The following is a 19,274-nucleotide window of genomic DNA, read 5'->3' on the forward strand; positions in this document are numbered from 1 at the left end:
GGCGGGCGTCGACATGACAGAGGAAACAGACGAGGCGATCATGGATCGCAGTCTCGCGTCCGGCCTTTAAACTCTCGTAAACGGAATCAGTGAAATGCCCGATTTTGCGTGCGGATCAGGCGATTTCCGGATTGGTCTCGCGCGAGGCGTCGACGCGTTCGCGCAATTCCTTGCCGGTCTTGAAGAAGGGCACGTGCTTCTCCTTCACCGCGACGCTATCACCGGTACGCGGATTGCGGCCGACGCGAGCGGGGCGATGGCGAACCGAAAAGGCGCCAAATCCACGCAGCTCGACCCGGTCGCCGTCTGCAAGGGCGTCGGTGATCCCGTCAAGGATCGTGTTGACGACGCGCTCCACATCACGGTGGTAGAGATGGGGATTGGCCTCGGCCAGTTTGTCGATCAATTCAGACTTGATCATGCTAACCCTCCGCGAGTGAATGCCTAATCCTTACGCCTGAGGCCCGGTCCGTCAATCCAAACAGCCGGTATTGGTCAATAAAAAACGGCCGGAGCGTGGGCTCCGGCCGTTCTTCATGACCCTTTCGGGCGAGACAGGGCCTTAGCTGTCGGCCTTGTCCTCGTTCTCGCGCAGGGCGGCGCCGAGGATGTCACCCAGCGAAGCGCCGGCATCCGAGGAACCATACTGCTCGACCGCTTCACGCTCTTCGGAGATCTCGAGCGCCTTGATGGAGAGCGAGATACGACGCGTGCCCTTGTCGATATTGGTGATGCGGGCATCGACCTTTTCGCCAACCGCGAAGCGTTCCGGACGCTGCTCGCCGCGATCGCGGGACAGGTCGGACTTGCGGATGAAGGCCTTGACCGGGCTGTCATCGCCGAAGGACACCTCGATGCCGCCCGACGTCACTTCCGTGACGGTGCAGGTGACGGTGTCGCCGCGGCCAACGCCGGAGCTGTCCATCGGATCGCCGGCGAGCTGCTTGATGCCCAGGGAGACGCGCTCTTTCTCGACGTCAACATCGAGAACCTTGGCGTCGACCATGTCGCCCTTCTTGAAGCCTTCGATGGCGGCTTCGCCCGACTGATCCCAGGAGATGTCGGAGAGGTGCACCATGCCGTCGATGTCGCCGTCGAGGCCAACGAACAGACCGAATTCGGTGATGTTCTTGATCTCGCCCTTGATGGCGGTACCGGACGGGTAGTTTTCGGCGAAGACTTCCCACGGATTGCGCTGGGTCTGCTTGACGCCCAGCGAGATGCGGCGCTTGTCGGCGTCGACATCGAGGACCATGACCTGGACTTCCTGGGAGGTCGACAGGATCTTGCCCGGGTGGACGTTCTTCTTGGTCCAGGACATTTCGGAGACGTGGACGAGGCCCTCAACGCCCTCTTCCAGTTCCACAAAGGCACCGTATTCCGCGATATTGGTGACGCGGCCTTCGAAGGTCGCACCCACCGGGTATTTCGCGGCAACGCCTTCCCACGGATCGGACATGAGTTGCTTCATGCCGAGCGAGATGCGCTGGGTTTCCTTGTTGATCTTGATGATCTGGACTTTGACGGTCTGACCGACTTCAACCACTTCGGACGGATGGCCGACGCGGCTCCAGGACATGTCGGTGACGTGCAGCAGGCCATCAATGCCGCCGAGGTCAACGAATGCACCGTAGTCGGTGATGTTCTTGACGACGCCGTCGCGGGCTTCGCCCTCGGCCAGCTGGCCAACGAGCTCGGCACGCTGCTCGGCGCGGCTTTCTTCCAGAACGGCGCGGCGCGAGACCACGATATTGCCGCGCGGACGGTCCATTTTCAGGATCGCGAACGGCTGTTCCTGGTTCATCAGCGGGCCAACATCGCGGACCGGACGGATATCAACCTGGGAACCCGGCAGGAAGGCCGAAGCGCCACCCAGATCCACAGTGAAGCCGCCCTTGACGCGACCGACGATGGCACCGTTGACCGGATCCTTCTTGTCGAAGGACTTCTCGAGGCGATCCCAGCTCTCTTCGCGGCGAGCCTTGTCGCGCGAGAGGATGGCGTCGCCGAGGGCGTTTTCGATGCGCTCGAGGTAAACCTCGACGTCGTCGCCCACTTTCGGGGCGGCAGAGCCCGGTCCGGTGAATTCGCGCAGCGGAATGCGGCCTTCGGTCTTGAGGCCAACATCAACGACCACATCACCATTCTCGATGGCGGTCACGGTGCCTTTGATGACCTGGCCTTCGGCAAGGTCACGGCCGGCCAGGCTGGCTTCCAGCATGGCGGCGAAATCATCGGTCGACGGGTTAAAGGATTCTGTAGACATGTTAAAGGGTTGCTCCGATGCAGCGAGGCTGGATACTGGTCGTCTTACTCGCCGCTTGGCCGGGTTCGGCCTGTTGGAATTTGAACAGTGTGGGCGACCGAAACGGTTCCGTGACACATCAGGGTCACGGCACTCCGTCCTCAGAACGCCCGGCTATCTGTTACCTTGATGTCGGGCAGATCACGCTTTTTGGCGCTTTTCCACAACCGCGACAGCTTGGGCAACGGCCGCGTCTATACTCAAGGATGACGTGTCTAGCAAGGTCGCGTCGTCGGCGGCGCGCATCGGCGCGTCGGGCCGTTCGGCATCACGCCGGTCGCGTTCGCGGGTTTGTTCGAGCATTTCGGCATAGCTGATGGCTTCGCCGCGGGCGGTCAATTCTTCCCAGCGTCGCCGGGCGCGGGTTTCCGTGTCGGCCATGATGTAGAGCTTCACATCGGCGTCCGGACAGATGACCGTGCCGATATCGCGGCCGTCGAGGATGGCCCCGCCCGGCTGCAGGGCGAAGTTGCGCTGAAGTTCGTAGAGCGCGGTGCGGACGCCGGTCAGAACGGCAATCCGCGACGCCATGGCGCCGGCCTCGGCGGTGCGGATCCGGGCTTCATCGATCGCGGTAATGTCGAGCGCCCGCGCCGCTGCGGCGCAGGCCGCTTCGTCGCACGGGTCGATGCCCTGCTCCAACACGGCGACACCGGTCGCCCGGTAGAGCGAGCCGGTATCCAGATAGGGCAGGCCGAAACGCGCCGCGAGGGCCCGTGCGATGGTGCCCTTGCCCGAGGCGAGGGGGCCGTCGACAGCAATGATCATGTGATCGCTTCCAGTGTGGCGCCCAGGCTCGTGAAATGGGCAAAGAAGTCCGGGTAGGACGTGGCGATCATTGCGACGTCATCGACCGACGACGCGGCGTTGGCTCCGAGGCCGATGACAAGCCCGCTCATCGCCAGGCGATGATCGTGATGGGTCAAGGTCTTGCCCCCGCCGGGGACACCGCCAACTCCGCGCCCGGTGACGGTGAGGCTGTCCTCGCCTTCCTTCACCGGCACGCCGTTGGCCCGCAACAGGGCCGCGCTTCCGGCCAGCCGGTCGCTCTCCTTGGCGCGCAATTCCTCCAGCCCCGGCATATGGGTGATGCCTGTCGCATAGGCCGCGGCGACGCACAGGACCGGGTACTCGTCGATCATCGACGCGGCGCGTTCGGCCGGCACCGTGATCCCGGTCAGCTGGCTGTGGCGCACGTGCAGATGCATGGTCTTTTCGCCGGCCATCACCGGACCCGGCGTCAGGCTGATGTCGGCACCCATTTCCCGGAGGGTCTCTATCAGGCCTGTGCGGGCCGGATTGTCCATGACGCCCTCAAGCGTGAGATCGGAACCCGGCACGATCAGCGCCGCGACAATCGCGAAGGCCGCGGAGGACGGGTCGCCGGGGACATCTACCGGACAGGCGGTGAGGGTTTGCGGGCCGGTGAGACGGACCGTCGCGGCGGCGCTGTCGCGCTCGACCTCGATCGCCACGCCGAAGGCCTTGAGCATGGTCTCGGTATGGTCACGGGTGATCTGCGGCTCGTGCACGACGGTCGTCCCCTGTGCGCCGAGGGCCGCCAGCAGGATGGCCGACTTGACCTGGGCCGAGGCAATCGGCGGCGTGTAGTGGATACCGGTCAGCGGGCCGCCCTCGAGATGCGCGGGCAGACGACCATCGGTGGTCGTGAAAACAGCGCCCATCTCGCCGAGCGGATCCGTCACGCGCCGCATCGGTCGCGACGACAGGCTGGCATCGCCGATGAAGTCGGCGCTGGCTCCGCTGCCGGCGACGGCCCCCATCATCAGCCGGACCCCGGTCCCGGCATTGCCGAAATCCAGCGCTGCTTCGGGAGTCGCAAACCGGCCCCCTGTGCCGGTAATCCGCCAGCGGCCCGGCGCCAGGTGTTCAATCCCGGCTCCGAGCGCACTTGCCGCGCGGCCGGAATTGATCACATCATCGCTTTCCAGAAGACCGGTGACCTCGGTCACGCCGTCAGCCAGCGCCCCGAGGATGAAGGCCCGATGGGAAATCGACTTGTCTCCCGGTGCCTTGAGGGTTCCGGTGAGGGCAGGCGCAGGCTTGGCCCGCATGGCGCCGGACGGGCGCGAGGAATTAGGGGTCATCAACGGATTGGCAAGGTTTGAGGTGACATGACGGCGATGAGGTTTTGACAGAGGGCGGTGATCGTGGCAACGGGGCCGCCGAAATTGAAAACTGGTTATGTAGGGATGCCATGGCCAAGCCTGAATTGGGAAGCAAGCGCGCCTGCCCCAGCTGCAGCGCCAAATTCTATGATCTTGGCCGCCGGCCTGCCCGGTGCCCGAAGTGTGAAACCGAGTTCGACCCAGAGCGTGAAGACCCGCGCCTGAAAGCCAAGCTCGAGGCTGTCGAAGAGGACGAGGCGCCGAAGAAGGTCGCCAAGACCGACGATGATGACGGCTATGGCGATGAGGTCGATGACACGCCGGAAGTCGATGCCGAGACGCTCGCCACCAAGCTCGACGATGATGACGATGATGATGACGACGACGCATCCGGTCTCAGCGACGATCTTCCCGACGGGTTCGGGGAAGATGGCGTCGATGATGATGACGATGATGACGACGATGATGATGATACGGGCGTGCTCCTCGACGATGATGACGACGAGGATTTCGGCGAGTTCAACATCGATAAGGAGGACGACCTTTAGGCCTCTGCAGTTGCGCTGCATTTGCCGCGCGAAAGAGGCTTGATCCCGGCGAAAACCGGGACTAGGTTCCGCGCCTCTCGCCCCGGGCATGATCCCAATCGCCCGCGGTGACCCGAGTTTCGGGGCTATAGCTCAGTTGGGAGAGCGCTTGAATGGCATTCAAGAGGTCAGCGGTTCGATTCCGCTTAGCTCCACCAAGATCAAACCCCGCCGGGACCCGGCGGGGTTTTTTCTTGCTTGTCGCCAGACACGCTTCCGGCCATGCGTCGCCCTACTCCGGTCGTGTCATGACGGCCGGTGCTGCCGACGCGCTCGTTTGGGCGCCATAGAGGTCGCTGGGGGCGAGGTTGGCGTCCCGCAGGAAGCTGCTGCGCGCATCGAGGACGGCGCCCGTCCAGGCGGTCGTATCGGGAAGCTGCGGCGCTATGTCGTCAAGGATGCGCCGGGCCAGCTGATCGCCGGCATCCGCCGCGAGCTCCAGCAGGGCGACGCCTCGCGCCGGCTCGGCCGGGCCGCCTTCACCAAAGATCAGCATTGCCCCCAGCGCGCGAAGCGCGTGGGCGTTGCCGCGCATGGCCACGTCCGCGTAGAGCGCACGCGCGCGCGGGCCGTCGACCGGGGTACCTTGGCCAATCGCGTGCATGACCGCCAGCGAGATCAGGCCGTCATCAAGACCGGCGATCGCCGCCACATTGACCCAGCGCAGCGCCTCGACGGGGTCAGGCTCGCCGAGCGAGCCGTCCAGGTGCATCATGCCCGCTTTCCAGGCCGCCCGCCCGTCACCGGCCTCACCGGCTCTTTGATAGTGGTCGAGAACGACCACCCGTTCGGCCGCTGTCGCTGCCAGGGGTTCGAGCAGCTCCGCGAGAGCCCGGTTGAAGGCGGCATTGCCCGGATCGGCCAGTAATCCGCCTTCCAGCAGGGAGATCGCGGTGGCGGTATCAGCGGGGTCGGCTTGTTGGGTCCGCGCAAGCGCCCAGCCACGATAGCCATTCACCAGGGCGCGCTGGGTATCTGACACGTCCTCCCGGATCAGAAGGGCGTCCAGACTGGCGATTCCCGCGGCTTGGGCGGCCGCATCGTCGGACCCGATGTCGCGTACTGCGAGATTGATCGCCGCGTCGGGACTGCCCGCCTGTGCTGCGAGCCGATATAGCGCGTAGGCCGCCTGCGGATTGGCGGGGCGGTCGACACCCTGTTCTGTGATGATGGCCAGCAGGTTGAGGGCCGGACCGTGGCCGCCATCGGCGAGATAAGCCACTTCTTCACGCAGACGCGCCGCCTCGACGGGGTCAATCGGCTCTGCCTCGATCAGGGCTATGTAGCGATCCAGGGCAACCTCGAACGCGGTGTCGGTGTCTGTGGCATCGACAGCATCCGGGGGCGGTGTCGCAGCCAGAGCCCCGCCAGACGGTCCCAGCCCGGCAATCACAAGGCTGACGGCACAAAGGAAAAGACGAAACATGGTGGCTCCCGGCTGCAGAGCCGCTGACTATCACCACAGCGTGTGTAGGCGTCAACGGCGTCTAGTCGGCGGCGAGATCCCAACCCATCCGGGTCATCCAGGCTTCGCGACGGGATGCCGCCCGTTGCAGGGCGTCCGGTGCAAGAGACGCCGTGAGCGTCGTGGTCGCCTCGGTTGTATCTGTATCGCCGATCTCCTCCGCGAGCTGATACAGGGCGAGGGCTTCAACCGGGTCGGGCTCGCCCCATTCGGGGTCCAGCCAGCTGTCGGCGAGCGCCATCAGAGCCAGTGAATCGCCAGCCTCGGCGCCGGCTTCCCAGGCAGTCCGGGCTGCCTCGTGGTTGACCGGCCCGCCAAAACCTTCCGCGGCGCCGATCCCGATCAGGTAGTGCGCGCGGCCAAGATCTGGCTGTTGATCCAGCGCGGCGCGCGCCAGCATCACGGACCGAATGGCGTCTTCTTCGGACTCACTGTCAAACATCAGGGTTTCGGCCAGGGTCAGGCTGGCCAGCGGCCCGATCTCGGGGTCGGCCAGCAGGCGTTCCAGGAGCGTGATGGCCGCCTCACGTTCATTGTCATACTCGTAGAGCATAAGCTCAGCGAGATCGTGCCCGGCGACCGGGTCACCCGCTTGCCAGGCCAGCTCGAAAAAGGCGCGGGCCCGGTCGATGTCGGGATCAACGCCGAAACCGTCACGATAGAGCACGCCGAGCATGTAATTGGCGGGGGGATAGTCCTCATCGGCAGCCCGGGCGAGCCAGTAGAGGCTGGTCACCGTGTCGGGTTCGCCTTCCTCGGGAAAGCTCAATGAATAGCCATAGGCGTAGGCCGCCTCGACATCGCCGGTTTCGGCCTGTTCGCGAAGGCTGGGGGTGGGGGGCTGAGCCGATACCGGCGCGCCCGTGAGCGCGACCAGTCCGGCCAGTAGACATACACGCAGCATGCCCGGTCTCCTGACTGTCTGGAGCGTCAGAAGATCATGGCGAGGCTGAACCGGTGATGAGCGGCGTGTTCAGGCGGCGTCAGAGGCTGGCTCGCCGGCCAGGACGGCGTAGACGGCGTCGGCATTGGGTGCCGCGCGCAGGCGCTGTCGCACATCCTCACGGCGCAGCAGGCGCGACACGCGGGCCAGCGCCTTGAGGTGCTCGGCACCGGCATTCTCCGGCGCCAGCAGCATGAAGATGAGGTCGGCCGGGCGGCCGTCGATCGATTCGAAATCAACCGGCGTACGGAGTCGGGCAAAAATGCCGACCACCTCATTCATCCCGCTCAGGCGGGCATGAGGGATGGCGACACCTTGTCCGACCCCGGTTGAGCCGAGGCGTTCGCGCTGGAGCACGGCATCAAAGACCGTCCGGGCTGCTTGCCCGGTCAGACTGGCGGCCAGCTCGGACATGGCCTGGAGGGCCTGTTTCCGGCTGGACGCGCCCAGGTCGATGCTCACACCCGCACTGGGTATCAAATCCGCTAACGCCATTTTCGAACCGATTGCTCCTAGGCTGGCTCTTTGCGGTCTGCCGCTGCCGGGTTGAGCCATCCGATATGGCCGTCCGGTCTGCGGTAGACGATGTTGAGACCGCCATTGGCGGCGTTGCGGAACAGGAGGAAGGGCGAATCGGCCGCATCCAGTTCCAGTGACGCCATGCCCACGGTCAGGGTCCGGACTTCTCCGACCTGTTCCGCGATCACGATCGGCTCCGGGGCGCCATTGGAGGGGGCCCCGTGGGTATCATCCTCATCATCGTCGTCATCATCAACATGCGTGTCGCGCATGCCTTTGAGAACGACAATGGGAAGGCTCTCGGCCGGAAGTTCGGCCTTGTTGTCATTATGGTGGTTCTTCAGCTTCCGCTTGTAGCGGCGGAGGCGCTTCTCCAGGCGCTCCATCATGTCTTCCGCTGCCTTGTAGGCATCCGCGGCATCGCCGTGGGCCTGCAGCATCACGCCCGAGGGCAAATGCACCGAACACTCGACACGAAAGCCTGCGCCTTCGCGTGAGACCGACACATAGGCTTCACCCGGACGGTTGAAATATTTGGCAACCCCGTCTTCCACGCGCTCGAGGATCTGTTCTCGCAGCGCGCCGCTGACGTCGATGCCCTTACTGACCACCTGTATATGCATGCGCTCCTTCCCGCCGGCCATTCACCGGCCCGTGAGGCGTTGACGTGCAGTTCCGCCTCTTCTTGGAAAGCGGGCGGAACCTAGTCGCGGGCCGCGGGAGGAGTCAATGATTGTTCTCCGGATGCCAGCGGACCGCGTACTCGGCGGAGGATCTCCGCCGGGGCGCTCCTACAAGCGATCCCTAGCCAGCGCGTTTCAGCATACGACGGCGCTGGACCGAGGAGGGGATGTTGAGCGCCTCCCGGTATTTGGCCACAGTCCGGCGGGCGATTTCAATCCCTTCATCCCGTAATTGTTCAACGAGACTGTCATCAGATAATACGCCGTCGGCCGATTCCTGACCGATCATGGATTTGATCCGATGGCGGACAGCCTCGGCGGAGTGGGCCTCCCCGCCTCCGGCTGACGGAATCGCGGAGGTGAAGAAATATTTCAGCTCGAACATGCCGCGCGGTGTCGCGACATATTTGTTGGAGGTGACCCGGCTGACGGTTGATTCGTGCATGCCGATCGCGTCCGCCACGGTTTTCAGGTTGAGCGGGCGCAGATAAGCGACGCCATGCGCCAGGAACATGTCCTGCTGACGCACGATTTCACTCGCGACCTTGAGGATGGTGCGGGCGCGCTGGTCGAGGCTTTTCACCAGCCACGAAGCGTTTTGTGAGCACTCGGTGATGAAGGTCTTGTCGGTCTCGGATTTCGCGACGGCGGTGATTTCATTGAAATAGCTGTTGTTCACGAGAACCCGCGGCAGGGTTTCCGAGTTCAGCTCGACCTGCCAGCTGCCGTCGGGTGATTGCCGGATGAAGACATCGGGCTCCACGGCGCGGGTTGAATCGCTGCCGAAGGCGTGGCCCGGCTTGGGCGTCAGGGCGCGGATCTCGGCGATCATCTCGTCGAGATCCTCATTATCCACACCGCACAGCGATTTCAGCGCCACGTAATCGTGCTTGGCGAGGCGCTCGAGATTGTCGAGCAGGATCGCCATCGCGGGATCGAGCCGGTTCTTGTCTTTCAGCTGAAGCGCCAGGCACTCGGGCAGGTCGCGCGCCATCACGCCAGCCGGGTCAAAGGTCTGGGTCATGTCGAGCACCGCTTCGACGCGGGCCCGTTCGACGCCGAGCTGGCTCGCAATCTCGTCGAGGTCGGAGCGCATGTAGCCGTCATCATCGGCGAGGTCGATCAGATGGGCCCCGATCAGGCGTTCGACCGGGTCTCCGGTCGCCATGGACAATTGCCCGTGCAGGTGTTCGGCAAGCGAGATGTCTCGGGACGAGTTGGCGATCGCGTCATAATCTTCGCTGGCCGGACCACGGCTGCCGCCGGACCCTTGGCCCGACACCGAGCCGGCACCCATGGCGGACCCTGTCTCGACACCTTCGACGCCGGACAGGTCCGACTTCGAATCGTCGCCGTGCATCATGTCAGCATCGGCATCCATCGAATCATTGGCGTCGGCAGACGGCGCCGCAAGTTCGAGCTCACGCGGCTCGCCCTGGCCCTCTTCGCGAAGTGATTCGGTCGACTCAGCGCGGTCGTCGCGCTCGAGCAGGGGATTGCGTTCCAGCTCGCCTTCAACGAACTCCGCGAGCTCGATATTCGAGAGCTGCAACAGCTTGATGGCTTGTTGGAGCTGGGGCGTCATCACCAGGGACTGTCCCTGGCGCATATCCAGCTTCTGCATCAATCCGGCCATGTGAACCTCTGTTTGGTACGTTTCGTGCAGAGGTTAATCAGCCAAAGCTTTCTCCGAGATAAACGCGGCGCACGTCCGGGTCGGCCCGGATCTCGGCGGGAGACCCTTCAAACAGCACTTCGCCCTCGTGGATGATCGTCGCCCTGTCTGTGATTTCAAGGGTTTCACGGACGTTGTGGTCGGTGATCAGTATCCCGATCCCGCGCTCCTTCAGGAAGCGGATCAGGTCACGGATATCGGTGATGGCGAGCGGGTCGATGCCGGCGAAAGGCTCATCGAGCAGCATGAAGGAGGGGCGAGTCGCCAGTGCGCGGGCGATTTCCATGCGTCGCCGCTCACCGCCTGACAGGGACGGGGCGGGTGCCTTGCGCAGATGCGAGATCCGCAACTCCTCGAGCAACTGGTCGACCAGCGCATGGCGGGCATCACGGTTTTTTTCGACAATTTCGGCCACGGCCAGAATGTTCTGTTCGACCGTCATGCCGTGAAAAATCGACTTCTCCTGCGGCAGATAGCCGATCCCGAGGCGCGCGCGCTGGTACATCGGCAGGCGGGTGATGTCCTCGCCATCCAGCAAAATCCGGCCGTAATCAGCCTCAACGAGCCCGGTAATCATGTAGAAGCAGGTCGTCTTGCCGGCGCCGTTCGGACCGAGCAGGCCGGCGACCTCGCCACGCTGGAGCGAAACGGACACGCCCTTGACCACGGCCCGCTTGCGATAGGCCTTGCCGATTTGTTCGACAACGAGGCCGCCGGCCGAAGCGGTCTCGGCCTGGGGCGTGGGTTCGGTAAGCGCCATTGCGGATGCGGTCCTTGTACCGGAGGCTTGGGAGAAGCCCTGTGTCAGCCTTCGGGGGTCGAGGTCGGTTGGGTGTTTTCGGGCGTTCGGGTGGGTTGCAGGACCATCCGGACCCGCTCACCGGTGCCGGCCTCGCCGAAGTTGGAGTTGCCGGTGGTGAGGTTGTTCACGAACCGGTTCGTGGTGATGACGTTTTCCCCCTGGGTAATGACGACATCGCCGGTCAGCGTGATGATTTCCTCGGACATCTGGTAGACGCCACGATCGCCGCGGGCCCGCTGGGCCGGCGTGATGTAGAAGACATTGTCGGTCGCGACAATGCGATCGATATCGCCCCAGCCGCCGCCGGTACCGGTGCCGGTGTAATAGACGTCCATCCGGTCGGCCTGCAGGCTTGAATCGCCCTGGACGACATGGACATTGCCAAGCCAGACAATGTGACGTTCAGCATCGAGGACTTCGAAGGTGTCCGCTTCGATATCCAGCGGCAGCGAGGAATTGCCGATCTGGGCCGAGGCACCTTGCAGGGGCAGGGCAGCGCTCATCAGTCCGAACAGGGCGATAGCAAGCAGGCGCATCATTGGTTTCCTTCTTCGGACCCGGCGTCAGCCGCGGCGTCGGCTTCGGGGGCGGTACGGTCTTGTATCAGGCGGGCCCGGACATTGCCGGAAAAGATGACGTGATTGCCGCCATCGCTGATTTCATAACTGTCAGCCCGGATTGTACCCATCGGGCCGGTTCCTTCCACCGCTTCATTTCCGGTCACGCGTTCTTCGCGCAGGAAGATGCGCGCATGGTTGGACTGGAAAGTGTAGCCGGCCCGGGTCCGGAAATTGACATCAGAATACAGGTCGAGAATGCGATTGGGCAGATCATAGCGACCCGACTGGGCCAGAACCTGCGATCCCTCGGCACCCGGATCGAGGAAATTGTAGTCCAGCCGGGGCCGTTCAAGCTCGGTCACGCCGTCGGCCGCGTCGCGGCGACGAATGGCGGTATCGGCGGTCACCGCGTACGGCGTCAGGTTCTCGTCGCGACCGGTGAAGCGGGGATTGGTCATGCGGACATCGGTGCTGACCGCTTCGGTCTCGCTTGTTACCGCTCCGCCTGATCCGAGGACCAGCTGTACCACCAGTACCGCCACAATGGTCAGGGCGCCGGCCGTGAAGAAGAGCCGAAGGCCGCGGACAAAGGCGGTACGCTTGCGGGCGACGCTGAGCGCGAGCGCACGGCGGGGCTCCCAGCGCACAGCGGCGCTTGTGTGCAGGGTTTCGATCCCGGAGTTGGCGGTCAGACTGGTCACTGGGTCACACACATCCCGTCGGGCGCTCTGGCAGCGTGCCTGTGCGAGAAAGACCAGCCTTTGCTGGCCTTTTCAAGGCAGTGCCGATCAGGAATGCGCAAAAATGTCGATTTCCGGCCAGCCGGCGATGTCGAGGCGGGCCCGTGTCGGCAGGAAGTCGAAACAGGCCTTGGCGAGCTCCATGCGGCCCTCGCGTTCCAGCATCATCGTCAGCTTCTCGCGCAGCTTGTGCAGGTGAAGCACGTCCGAGGCCGCGTATTCCAGCTGTGCCGGCGAGAGCTCAGCCGCACCCCAGTCGGAGGATTGCTGCTGCTTGTTCATGTCGGCGCCGACCAGTTCCCGGGTCACGTCCTTGAGGCCGTGGCGGTCGGTATAGGTGCGGGCCAGCTTGGAGGCGATCTTGGTGCAGAAGATCGGCGCCATAGTCACGCCGAGATGCTTTTCGACCATGGCGACATCGAAGCGCGCGAAATGCAGGATTTTCTCGACGCCGGTATCGGCGAGGACCCGCTTGAGATTGGGGCAGTCATAGCCCGGGCGGTCCATCTGGACGACATGGGCATCGCCATCGCCGGCCGACAGCTGGACCACGCACAGCATGTCGCGGGTCAGCGACAGGCCGAGGGTTTCGGTGTCGATCGCAATGAGCGGCCCGAGATCGAGATCGGCGGGCAGATCGCCCTTGTGGTAGTGCACGGCCATGGCGTTATCCTTGTTTGCTCCAGCGTCTAGCGCCGCGCCGCGCGCGGTGCAATGCGCGCCAGCTTGTCGGCGACGCTGGTTTCATCGTCGCGATTGAGAAATTGCGGGGTTTCCAGCTCGGCCGAGGGATTGCCGGCAATCACCGCATCCAGCATCGCCGTGACGGCCTGTCCGTCGGGTGTCGCCAGCCAGGCGGTGCGACGCTCCGCCAGGGTCCTTGCCGAGGCCTCAAGCGATTGCGGGGTCAGGCGTTCACCGCTGACCCGCTCATCCAGCGGGCGCTCTCCGGACATCAGCGCCAGCATGTCGGCGCCGACATGGGGCAGGTAGTGGGATGGCTCATAGAAGGTCGGGTGCGCGTTGACGGCGTCGGCGGCCGGAGCCGGCAAGGCTGCGAAGGGGCGGAAGCCGGAAAAATCATGGAGCTGGGCGCCGCCGCCGGGCAGGCAGGCCTCGGCCGGTTGGCGGTCGGCATAGCGGTCGAAGACTTCGGTCAAAGCGGCGCGGAACGCCAGGAAGTCGTCGCCGCGCCCGGCCCGGAACAGGGCTTCCTCGCGCCAGGCATGAAGCGGATGAATGAAGCCGGTCACCTGCACACCCTCGGCGGTCAGCCGGTCCAGCACGGTCTCGAACAGGGCCAGGCGCTCCGGGTCAAAGCGATAGCCGAGATAGAAGCGATAGATGCCGCGTGTGCCGTTCTCATAGCGCTCGCGCTGGGCCCCCGCCGGATAGGTGTCAGCCCACGGCACGCGCGGCTCGGAGCCGGTCAGATTGTCGGCCAGCAGCTGGACCGAGGCGCCGAACGTGCTCGGCGACAAGGCCACCCGGGCCCGGGCGAAATCGGCATGACCGTCGCGCAGGGCCGACAACCAATAGGTCGACTTGGCCTTTGAATGGGTCCCGAACTCGTCGAGATCGAGCCCGATCACCACGCAATGCAGGCTGTCACTGCCGGCGGCCAGGGCAGCGGCCTGGGACAGCTCGAAGATATTCGTCCCGCGCATGCCGGCATTGATGAAGCCACCGGGCAGGTCGGCCGGATCGCGCGGGAAGCCGTCCACCGTACGCGAGGAGCCAAGGATGATGCCGCGCTCGCCGCCGCGGGCCAGCTGGTCACCGACATGGACCCGGCCGCCATCCTCATAGAGGCGGGTATCGCGTGCGGTCAGGCCCGGCAGGTCAGGTGACCCCATGATGCCGAACGGGTCGACCAGCGCGTTGAAGCCCGCAAAGCCCGCCAGTCCGGCGAACAGGGCAATCAGCAATGTGACGGCGTAGCGATACATCCCGTTGTGTGTCCTAGAAGGTGTAATAGATGAATTCGGAGGTCTTCCAGGCGTTCAGCACCGACAGGAAGAGCAGGAAGGCTGCACCGATCGCGGCGAGCCGTGAAAAGCGCCAGCGCAGGCCCGGCCTCGGCTTGATCTGGGCATCCTTGAGGGTCTGCTCGTCGATCACGTCGGCGAAGAGTTCCGGCGTGTCCGGCAGGGTCCAGACCAGGCCCAGGCCGAAGGCGACCCAGATCACCATCTCGCTCGACACGCCCTCTAGGCCGAGGCCGGAGAAACCGAACATGCCGGCCAGGATGCGGCCGGCGCCGGACCAGGTCTCGGCCCGGAAAAAGACCCAGGCGATGGTGGTGAAGGCGAAGGTCAGGCCGATGGCCAGGATGCGGCGATGGCCGTCAAACCAGCCCTTGGGGCCCCATTTGGCCCAGTAGTGGTTCACCGTCAGCCCCAGCCCGTGCAAACCGCCCCAGATCACGAAGGTCCAGGCCGCGCCGTGCCACAGGCCGCCGAGCAGCATGGTCGCCATCAGATTGATCGAGCGCCGGGTCTCGCCATGGCGGTTGCCGCCGAGCGGGATGTAGAGATGGTCGCGCAGGAAGTGGCTCAGCGTGATGTGCCAGCGGCGCCAGAACTCGACAATCGAGGCGGATTTGTACGGGCCGTTGAAATTGACCGGCAGGCGGTAGCCGAGGCAGCGGGCGAGGCCCAGCGCCATGTCGGAATAGCCCGAGAAGTCGAAGAAGATCTGCAGCGCGTAGGCGGTCGCACCGAACCAGGCCGCGACCAGGCCCGGCGTGTCGCCGCGCTCGGCCATGGCGAACAGCGAGGAGGCATAGGGCTCGATGCTCTCGGCAATCAGCACTTTCTTGGCCAGGCCGATCGCGAACAGCGACAGGCCGACACCGAGATTGTCCCACAGATCATCCTTGCGGGTGGTGTCATTGAATTGTGAGGCGATCTGGTGGTGCTGGATCAGCGGCCCGGCGACGATGTGCGGGAAGAAGGAGACGAAGAGCGCATGCGCGAAGAAGCGCCCGGGCTCCGTCTTCCGCCGCGCGACATCGACCAGGTAGGAGATCTGCTGGAAGGAGAAGAAGGAGATCGCCAGCGGCAGGCCGAGCCCCAGCTCGGGAATGTCCAGCCCGGTCAACGCGTTGATATTGCTGGCCAGGAAGTCGGCATATTTGAAGAAGCCAAGCAGGCCCAGATTGAAAATGATGCCGATCGCCAGCAGCGGCTGGTTGCCCCAGCGTCGCATCAGCCGGGCGATCACATGGTTGATGATCACCGAGCCAAGCAGCAGCAGGACGTGCCGGATGAACCAGAGCGAGCGGATCAGGCTCTCGAGTGTCCACCCGTCAAGCTGGTGCCACGGCGCCCGCGAGACATCCCACCACGCATAGAAGAAAAAGCTCGCCGCCGCGAGCAGGGAGAGCGCCGTCCAGTGCGAGATATAGCGCCGTGCCAGATAGTAGGCGAGCAGGACACCGGGCAGGAACAGAAACAGGAATTCGAAGGAATTGAAGATCATAGCCGCGCCGCACCCGAAGTCCGGGTGACGCTAGCCGTCCCCTGCCGGGGCGGCAAGGCAGGCCTGCACGACAGGCGTTATCCACAGGGCGCCGCATAGTTTGTGACGATTTTGTTTCTTAACCACCCGTTAACGGAAAAATTCTGTGTCAATTCTATCGAGCGAGCCGCCAAAAAGCTCATACTATCAACGCATGAAGCATATTGCGGAAACAACCGAAACGTCCGTATACGGACTTTACAAACTCGACGTTGTCTGTAACATTAGTGTCATAATGTTCGGATCGAGTTTCTCGCAGGAGGGAGACCCAATGAAAACGCAAACCAACCGCTCGCAGACATCATCGCGCCTGGTGATCGCCGCGTCCCTGGCCGCGTCCTTCGCCTTCATGGCCCCGGCCTCGGCCCAATCCCCCGACAGCGGGGAAGCCTTTCTTCTCGAAATGATGGGTGAACGCGCCTGGGAGGTCTCGTGCCAGCTGACCCAGGGCGATGGCGACAGTGTCGCCACCCGCGAGCGGGGCCGCGGCCTGCTCGATAATGGCCGGTTTTCGGTCGGTGATGTGGTCAGCGGGCTGTGCACCTATTCGGTGCCCGATCGCGGTGAGCTCCGCCTCACGCTCAATGTCGAGCATACCCAGCTGGCCTGCCCGTTCACGGTGACGGAAGCCGGCTTCTGCCGCGCCTATCTGCAACCGGGCGACAGCGGCAGCTTCAACATCCAGCGCCGCACGACCCCGGTCTCGACCGGGTCGTAACCGCTGAACCAGCCTTGAACCTGTACGAAGCACACAGGTCGAAAGACGCCCGGCTGCCCCCCGCAGCCGGGCGTTTTGCATCTCGAGCAGGCCCCAAAACGCAAACGGACCGCCGAGGCGGTCCGTTGTGTCGTAATGTCTCTTGGAAGAGATGGTGCCCAGGAGAAGACTCGAACTTCCACTCCCTTGCGGGAACTGGCACCTGAAGCCAGCGCGTCTACCAATTCCGCCACCTGGGCAGGTAACGAGGCGCGGTGGATGTCGAGTGTTTGAACCGGTCTCTTATCGCTATTTGGGCCCCCGGTGTACCTCGTTGTGTACCCGATAAGTCAAGCGAATTTACTAGAGACCTACCACGAATTCTTCTAGTTCAACGCCTCGCCTGCCGCGATGCCCCCCAAACATATATGGGAGGGGGTCTAAAAAAATCGATCATTTCATTTCAGAGGCAGTTCGAGCCAAGTCGGGCTGTATGCACCAGAGGATGTAGCTTCCAGCGGCGTTGCTGTTCAACAACTGAAACTGTCTTCGCTTTGGAGTTCAGTGGCGACGGGAAATGGAATCGGCTCTCAAACCACTTGGCCACAATCTGCCAAGGCTCTTCTTCCACGCCGTGTTGTTTCAAAAGCCAGGCCTCAATTGCCGCGACTTGGTAGTAAGCGCTCCGGCCTCGACCGCTTCCGGATGGGATAGGTTCAGGGCCCCTTCCGCGAAACCGCCAATTGGCAAGGCACTGCAGACTCACTCCCAAGAAGCAAGCGAGTTCCTGGCTGCTGACAAAGTCCCACGGAACACGCTTGCCAAGATGCGAGTTTTCAAAATCGATAACTGTAGGCGTCGTGTGCATTATGTTTGTGCGGCGATTGTACAGGGGTTAACTTTGATTGCCTTCTTTTGTATATCAATTCCGCGCCTACTCAATCTAAATTAGAGGAACTGATCGTACAATTATTTCGAAAAATGCATGCTGGCATGCGCGCGGGCCCGCCACACAAGTACAAGTGTGAACTATCCGGCCCCGGAGGTTGCTGAGACGACGTTCTTGAAGAGTTCTTCTGCAGATTGATTATAGTCACTGTCCCGAAGCTCTTTATACTTCCGCCGCGCTTCCCTGACAAACTGTTTGCTTGGAGGGGCAATGTTACAAATCAACAGGTCTATCAGAACCTTAGAGTAGTCGGCACCACTGCGCATTTTATTGCCTTCTGACGACCAAACGGCACTCCATGGCGCGGCATTCATCTTCCAAGTGAGCGCCGAAAGTTTGGTCATCGCCCCCGCCCAGTCGATAGAGCCTTGTTGAATGCACTGTGCGATGGCCTTTGATACCGCCTCCTGCACCAATGGGCGCATGAATGGATGGCCCTCGCCTTCCTTGTCCTTAGGAGCCCGAATGTCTTTCGCGCTGTCGGCTGTTTCGAGCCGGGTTTGCAGGTCCCCGCAGCTAGACAGCAGGTCACTCATCCGCTTCGAAAGCGCGGAGTATGAATCTTCGAGAAGCTCGTTGCTCGGCCGCGCTTTCTCATTTCGCACCGCCTTGGACTGGTCAAACGCCAATGTGCGAAGCATGTTGTATAGGGTCATAATGCTGGTGAAGGCGCTCTTGTCGGTCTTCGGGATGCTTTTGCCGGCAATCTTGAGCTTTCCCTCGCTGTCTTGGCCAATGATAACGCGGACGCGGCCTTCTACTTTCAAGAAATCATCATCTTCGATCATTCTCCGCGTGAGAATGGCGATCCCATCATCTTCATCCAAGATCGTATTCTCGGCCCCAGTCGTAACCTTTGCATTCCTATTGATGTTCGTGAAAAGCCGCCGGGTTCTTTGTCGCCCCTCAGGGTCGTTGAAATGCGAAACCATGATCACAGCAATATCTTCTGTAAGAAGATCCTGGTTTTTCATCACAGCTTCTTTGATTGCTTTTAATCTGTGTTGTCCGTCAAGAGCAAAATATTGTTGATTTCCATCAAAAGTTAGAACGCCAAAGCCTCGATCTAGTCCTTCTGTAAGAGTATCATTGTCTGTAATTTCAACCGGAGTGTATTGGGGCTCTCCACCCCAAGCAGCAATAATCAAAGCGCCTAGAAATCTATGCGGGGAATTTACAAGATATTCAGTTATGTCCTTTGTCCGATCTGAAAGTCCTCGCTGAATTAGTTTGTCTAACTCTTTGTTTCCCGACAGCTCGTGTGCAAAGTTAACCTCGCGCGCTACCTGACCATAACTCATCAAGCATATATAGTAGTTCCAATCGCCTACGCTTGCCTTGAATGCCGGAATGAGCGTTTTGTTGGCCATGAATTTCCCCTTTTTGTTAGAAGGCTTGCTCAGATTTGCATAGTTTTCCGCGAAGAGATTTTTGTTTGTTTAACGGTGGGTTCAGCAAGTCGATTAGCTTATCTTCCAGGTCTGGTATTAGTTGCTTATCATCCACAGGAAGGCACCAAATTGAAAGCGGCTGAAGGCAAAAATACTTGGCTAGCCTTTCTTTCCTATCTGGGTTCTCCATCTTTTTGAAAAGTTGCCTTGGGTCGCCGGAAACATAATTTCTGTACTCAGATTCGAATCTGCCACGTATCGTAGTGTTTTCGGCTTTCCCGACATACAAACACCAATCGAAACTCTT

General features: G+C 62.2%; 18 protein-coding genes and 2 tRNA genes. 3 read left to right on the forward strand and 17 right to left on the reverse strand.

Annotated elements, in window-relative coordinates; translation table 11 throughout:
* Positions 1-115: 115 nt before the first annotated feature.
* From AAA969_RS00725 to aroA, 4 genes are all read right to left on the reverse strand, one after another.
* A complete protein-coding gene (locus tag AAA969_RS00725) occupies positions 116-421 on the reverse strand; it encodes an integration host factor subunit beta (protein ID WP_338242517.1) in 306 nt (101 codons plus the stop codon).
* 141 nt (positions 422-562) lie between these two features.
* Positions 563-2,383 carry a 30S ribosomal protein S1 gene (rpsA, locus tag AAA969_RS00730; protein ID WP_338242519.1) on the reverse strand — a complete coding sequence of 607 codons (1,821 nt, stop codon included), beginning with the start codon at positions 2,381-2,383 and terminating at the stop codon, positions 563-565.
* 63 nt (positions 2,384-2,446) lie between these two features.
* Complete coding sequence (gene cmk / locus AAA969_RS00735; protein WP_338242522.1) at positions 2,447-3,073, reverse strand: (d)CMP kinase; 627 nt, start codon at positions 3,071-3,073, stop codon at positions 2,447-2,449.
* Entirely contained in the window at positions 3,070-4,413 is a 1,344-nt protein-coding gene (gene aroA / locus AAA969_RS00740) for a 3-phosphoshikimate 1-carboxyvinyltransferase (protein WP_338242525.1), read from the reverse strand. The genes cmk and aroA overlap by 4 nt, the downstream gene beginning before the upstream one ends.
* A 110-nt stretch (positions 4,414-4,523) precedes the next feature.
* Between aroA and AAA969_RS00745 the strand changes: the two genes are divergently transcribed.
* Both AAA969_RS00745 and AAA969_RS00750 read left to right on the forward strand, forming a co-directional pair.
* Positions 4,524-4,982 (forward strand): TIGR02300 family protein, encoded by a 459-nt coding sequence (locus AAA969_RS00745; protein ID WP_338242527.1) that lies wholly within the window; start codon positions 4,524-4,526, stop codon positions 4,980-4,982.
* Positions 4,983-5,103: 121 nt separating this feature from the next.
* Positions 5,104-5,179, forward strand: a tRNA-Ala gene (locus AAA969_RS00750).
* 74 nt (positions 5,180-5,253) lie between these two features.
* On the opposite strand, the gene AAA969_RS00755 is transcribed toward AAA969_RS00750, so the two are convergent.
* From AAA969_RS00755 to AAA969_RS00805, 11 genes are all read right to left on the reverse strand, one after another.
* Positions 5,254-6,447 carry a tetratricopeptide repeat protein gene (locus tag AAA969_RS00755; protein ID WP_338242529.1) on the reverse strand — a complete coding sequence of 398 codons (1,194 nt, stop codon included), beginning with the start codon at positions 6,445-6,447 and terminating at the stop codon, positions 5,254-5,256.
* 61 nt (positions 6,448-6,508) lie between these two features.
* On the reverse strand, positions 6,509-7,390 hold the full coding sequence (locus AAA969_RS00760; protein WP_338242532.1) for a tetratricopeptide repeat protein: 882 nt from the start codon (positions 7,388-7,390) through the stop codon (positions 6,509-6,511).
* Positions 7,391-7,459: 69 nt separating this feature from the next.
* Entirely contained in the window at positions 7,460-7,924 is a 465-nt protein-coding gene (gene ptsN / locus AAA969_RS00765; RefSeq protein WP_338242534.1) for a PTS IIA-like nitrogen regulatory protein PtsN, read from the reverse strand.
* A gap of 17 nt (positions 7,925-7,941) precedes the next feature.
* A complete protein-coding gene (hpf, locus tag AAA969_RS00770; RefSeq protein ID WP_338242536.1) occupies positions 7,942-8,571 on the reverse strand; it encodes a ribosome hibernation-promoting factor, HPF/YfiA family in 630 nt (209 codons plus the stop codon).
* 181 nt (positions 8,572-8,752) lie between these two features.
* Positions 8,753-10,267 (reverse strand): RNA polymerase factor sigma-54, encoded by a 1,515-nt coding sequence (rpoN, locus tag AAA969_RS00775; RefSeq protein ID WP_338242537.1) that lies wholly within the window; start codon positions 10,265-10,267, stop codon positions 8,753-8,755.
* 37 nt (positions 10,268-10,304) lie between these two features.
* Entirely contained in the window at positions 10,305-11,066 is a 762-nt protein-coding gene (lptB, locus tag AAA969_RS00780; protein ID WP_338242539.1) for an LPS export ABC transporter ATP-binding protein, read from the reverse strand.
* 44 nt (positions 11,067-11,110) lie between these two features.
* Positions 11,111-11,644 (reverse strand): LptA/OstA family protein, encoded by a 534-nt coding sequence (locus AAA969_RS00785; RefSeq protein WP_338242541.1) that lies wholly within the window; start codon positions 11,642-11,644, stop codon positions 11,111-11,113.
* A complete protein-coding gene (gene lptC, locus AAA969_RS00790) occupies positions 11,644-12,369 on the reverse strand; it encodes an LPS export ABC transporter periplasmic protein LptC (RefSeq protein ID WP_338242543.1) in 726 nt (241 codons plus the stop codon). The genes AAA969_RS00785 and lptC overlap by 1 nt, the downstream gene beginning before the upstream one ends.
* An 87-nt stretch (positions 12,370-12,456) precedes the next feature.
* A complete protein-coding gene (locus tag AAA969_RS00795) occupies positions 12,457-13,071 on the reverse strand; it encodes a ribonuclease D (protein WP_338242545.1) in 615 nt (204 codons plus the stop codon).
* A 26-nt stretch (positions 13,072-13,097) separates the two neighbouring features.
* Positions 13,098-14,357, reverse strand: a complete 1,260-nt coding sequence (locus tag AAA969_RS00800) for a hypothetical protein (protein ID WP_338242547.1) — start codon at positions 14,355-14,357, stop codon at positions 13,098-13,100.
* 13 nt (positions 14,358-14,370) lie between these two features.
* Positions 14,371-15,891, reverse strand: a complete 1,521-nt coding sequence (locus AAA969_RS00805) for an MBOAT family O-acyltransferase (protein WP_338242550.1) — start codon at positions 15,889-15,891, stop codon at positions 14,371-14,373.
* Positions 15,892-16,201: 310 nt separating this feature from the next.
* Between AAA969_RS00805 and AAA969_RS00810 the strand changes: the two genes are divergently transcribed.
* Positions 16,202-16,648, forward strand: a complete 447-nt coding sequence (locus AAA969_RS00810) for a hypothetical protein (RefSeq protein WP_338242552.1) — start codon at positions 16,202-16,204, stop codon at positions 16,646-16,648.
* Between the two features lie 152 nt (positions 16,649-16,800).
* On the opposite strand, the gene AAA969_RS00815 is transcribed toward AAA969_RS00810, so the two are convergent.
* Together AAA969_RS00815 and AAA969_RS00820 are read right to left on the reverse strand one after the other, a co-directional pair.
* Positions 16,801-16,887: transfer RNA gene (locus AAA969_RS00815), tRNA-Leu, on the reverse strand.
* A gap of 769 nt (positions 16,888-17,656) precedes the next feature.
* Positions 17,657-18,946 (reverse strand): DNA sulfur modification protein DndB, encoded by a 1,290-nt coding sequence (locus AAA969_RS00820; RefSeq protein ID WP_338242555.1) that lies wholly within the window; start codon positions 18,944-18,946, stop codon positions 17,657-17,659.
* Positions 18,947-19,274 lie beyond the last annotated feature (328 nt).

This window comes from Maricaulis maris (genome assembly GCF_036322705.1).
GTDB lineage: Bacteria > Pseudomonadota > Alphaproteobacteria > Caulobacterales > Maricaulaceae > Maricaulis > Maricaulis maris_B.

What these genes read in the sequence shown, in the direction of transcription:
- AAA969_RS00725 (WP_338242517.1), bottom strand. Translation starts at nt 421, where the DNA reads ATGATCAAGTCTGAATTGATCGACAAACTGGCCGAGGCCAATCCCCAT.
- AAA969_RS00755 (WP_338242529.1), bottom strand. Translation starts at nt 6,447, where the DNA reads ATGTTTCGTCTTTTCCTTTGTGCCGTCAGCCTTGTGATTGCCGGGCTG.
- lptB (WP_338242539.1), bottom strand. Translation starts at nt 11,066, where the DNA reads ATGGCGCTTACCGAACCCACGCCCCAGGCCGAGACCGCTTCGGCCGGC.
- AAA969_RS00805 (WP_338242550.1), bottom strand. Translation starts at nt 15,891, where the DNA reads ATGATCTTCAATTCCTTCGAATTCCTGTTTCTGTTCCTGCCCGGTGTC.
- AAA969_RS00810 (WP_338242552.1), top strand. Translation starts at nt 16,202, where the DNA reads ATGAAAACGCAAACCAACCGCTCGCAGACATCATCGCGCCTGGTGATC.
- AAA969_RS00820 (WP_338242555.1), bottom strand. Translation starts at nt 18,946, where the DNA reads ATGGCCAACAAAACGCTCATTCCGGCATTCAAGGCAAGCGTAGGCGAT.
- aroA (WP_338242525.1), bottom strand. Translation starts at nt 4,413, where the DNA reads ATGACCCCTAATTCCTCGCGCCCGTCCGGCGCCATGCGGGCCAAGCCT.
- AAA969_RS00745 (WP_338242527.1), top strand. Translation starts at nt 4,524, where the DNA reads ATGGCCAAGCCTGAATTGGGAAGCAAGCGCGCCTGCCCCAGCTGCAGC.
- AAA969_RS00760 (WP_338242532.1), bottom strand. Translation starts at nt 7,390, where the DNA reads ATGCTGCGTGTATGTCTACTGGCCGGACTGGTCGCGCTCACGGGCGCG.
- cmk (WP_338242522.1), bottom strand. Translation starts at nt 3,073, where the DNA reads ATGATCATTGCTGTCGACGGCCCCCTCGCCTCGGGCAAGGGCACCATC.
- AAA969_RS00785 (WP_338242541.1), bottom strand. Translation starts at nt 11,644, where the DNA reads ATGCGCCTGCTTGCTATCGCCCTGTTCGGACTGATGAGCGCTGCCCTG.
- rpoN (WP_338242537.1), bottom strand. Translation starts at nt 10,267, where the DNA reads ATGGCCGGATTGATGCAGAAGCTGGATATGCGCCAGGGACAGTCCCTG.
- ptsN (WP_338242534.1), bottom strand. Translation starts at nt 7,924, where the DNA reads ATGGCGTTAGCGGATTTGATACCCAGTGCGGGTGTGAGCATCGACCTG.
- AAA969_RS00800 (WP_338242547.1), bottom strand. Translation starts at nt 14,357, where the DNA reads ATGTATCGCTACGCCGTCACATTGCTGATTGCCCTGTTCGCCGGACTG.
- hpf (WP_338242536.1), bottom strand. Translation starts at nt 8,571, where the DNA reads ATGCATATACAGGTGGTCAGTAAGGGCATCGACGTCAGCGGCGCGCTG.
- AAA969_RS00795 (WP_338242545.1), bottom strand. Translation starts at nt 13,071, where the DNA reads ATGGCCGTGCACTACCACAAGGGCGATCTGCCCGCCGATCTCGATCTC.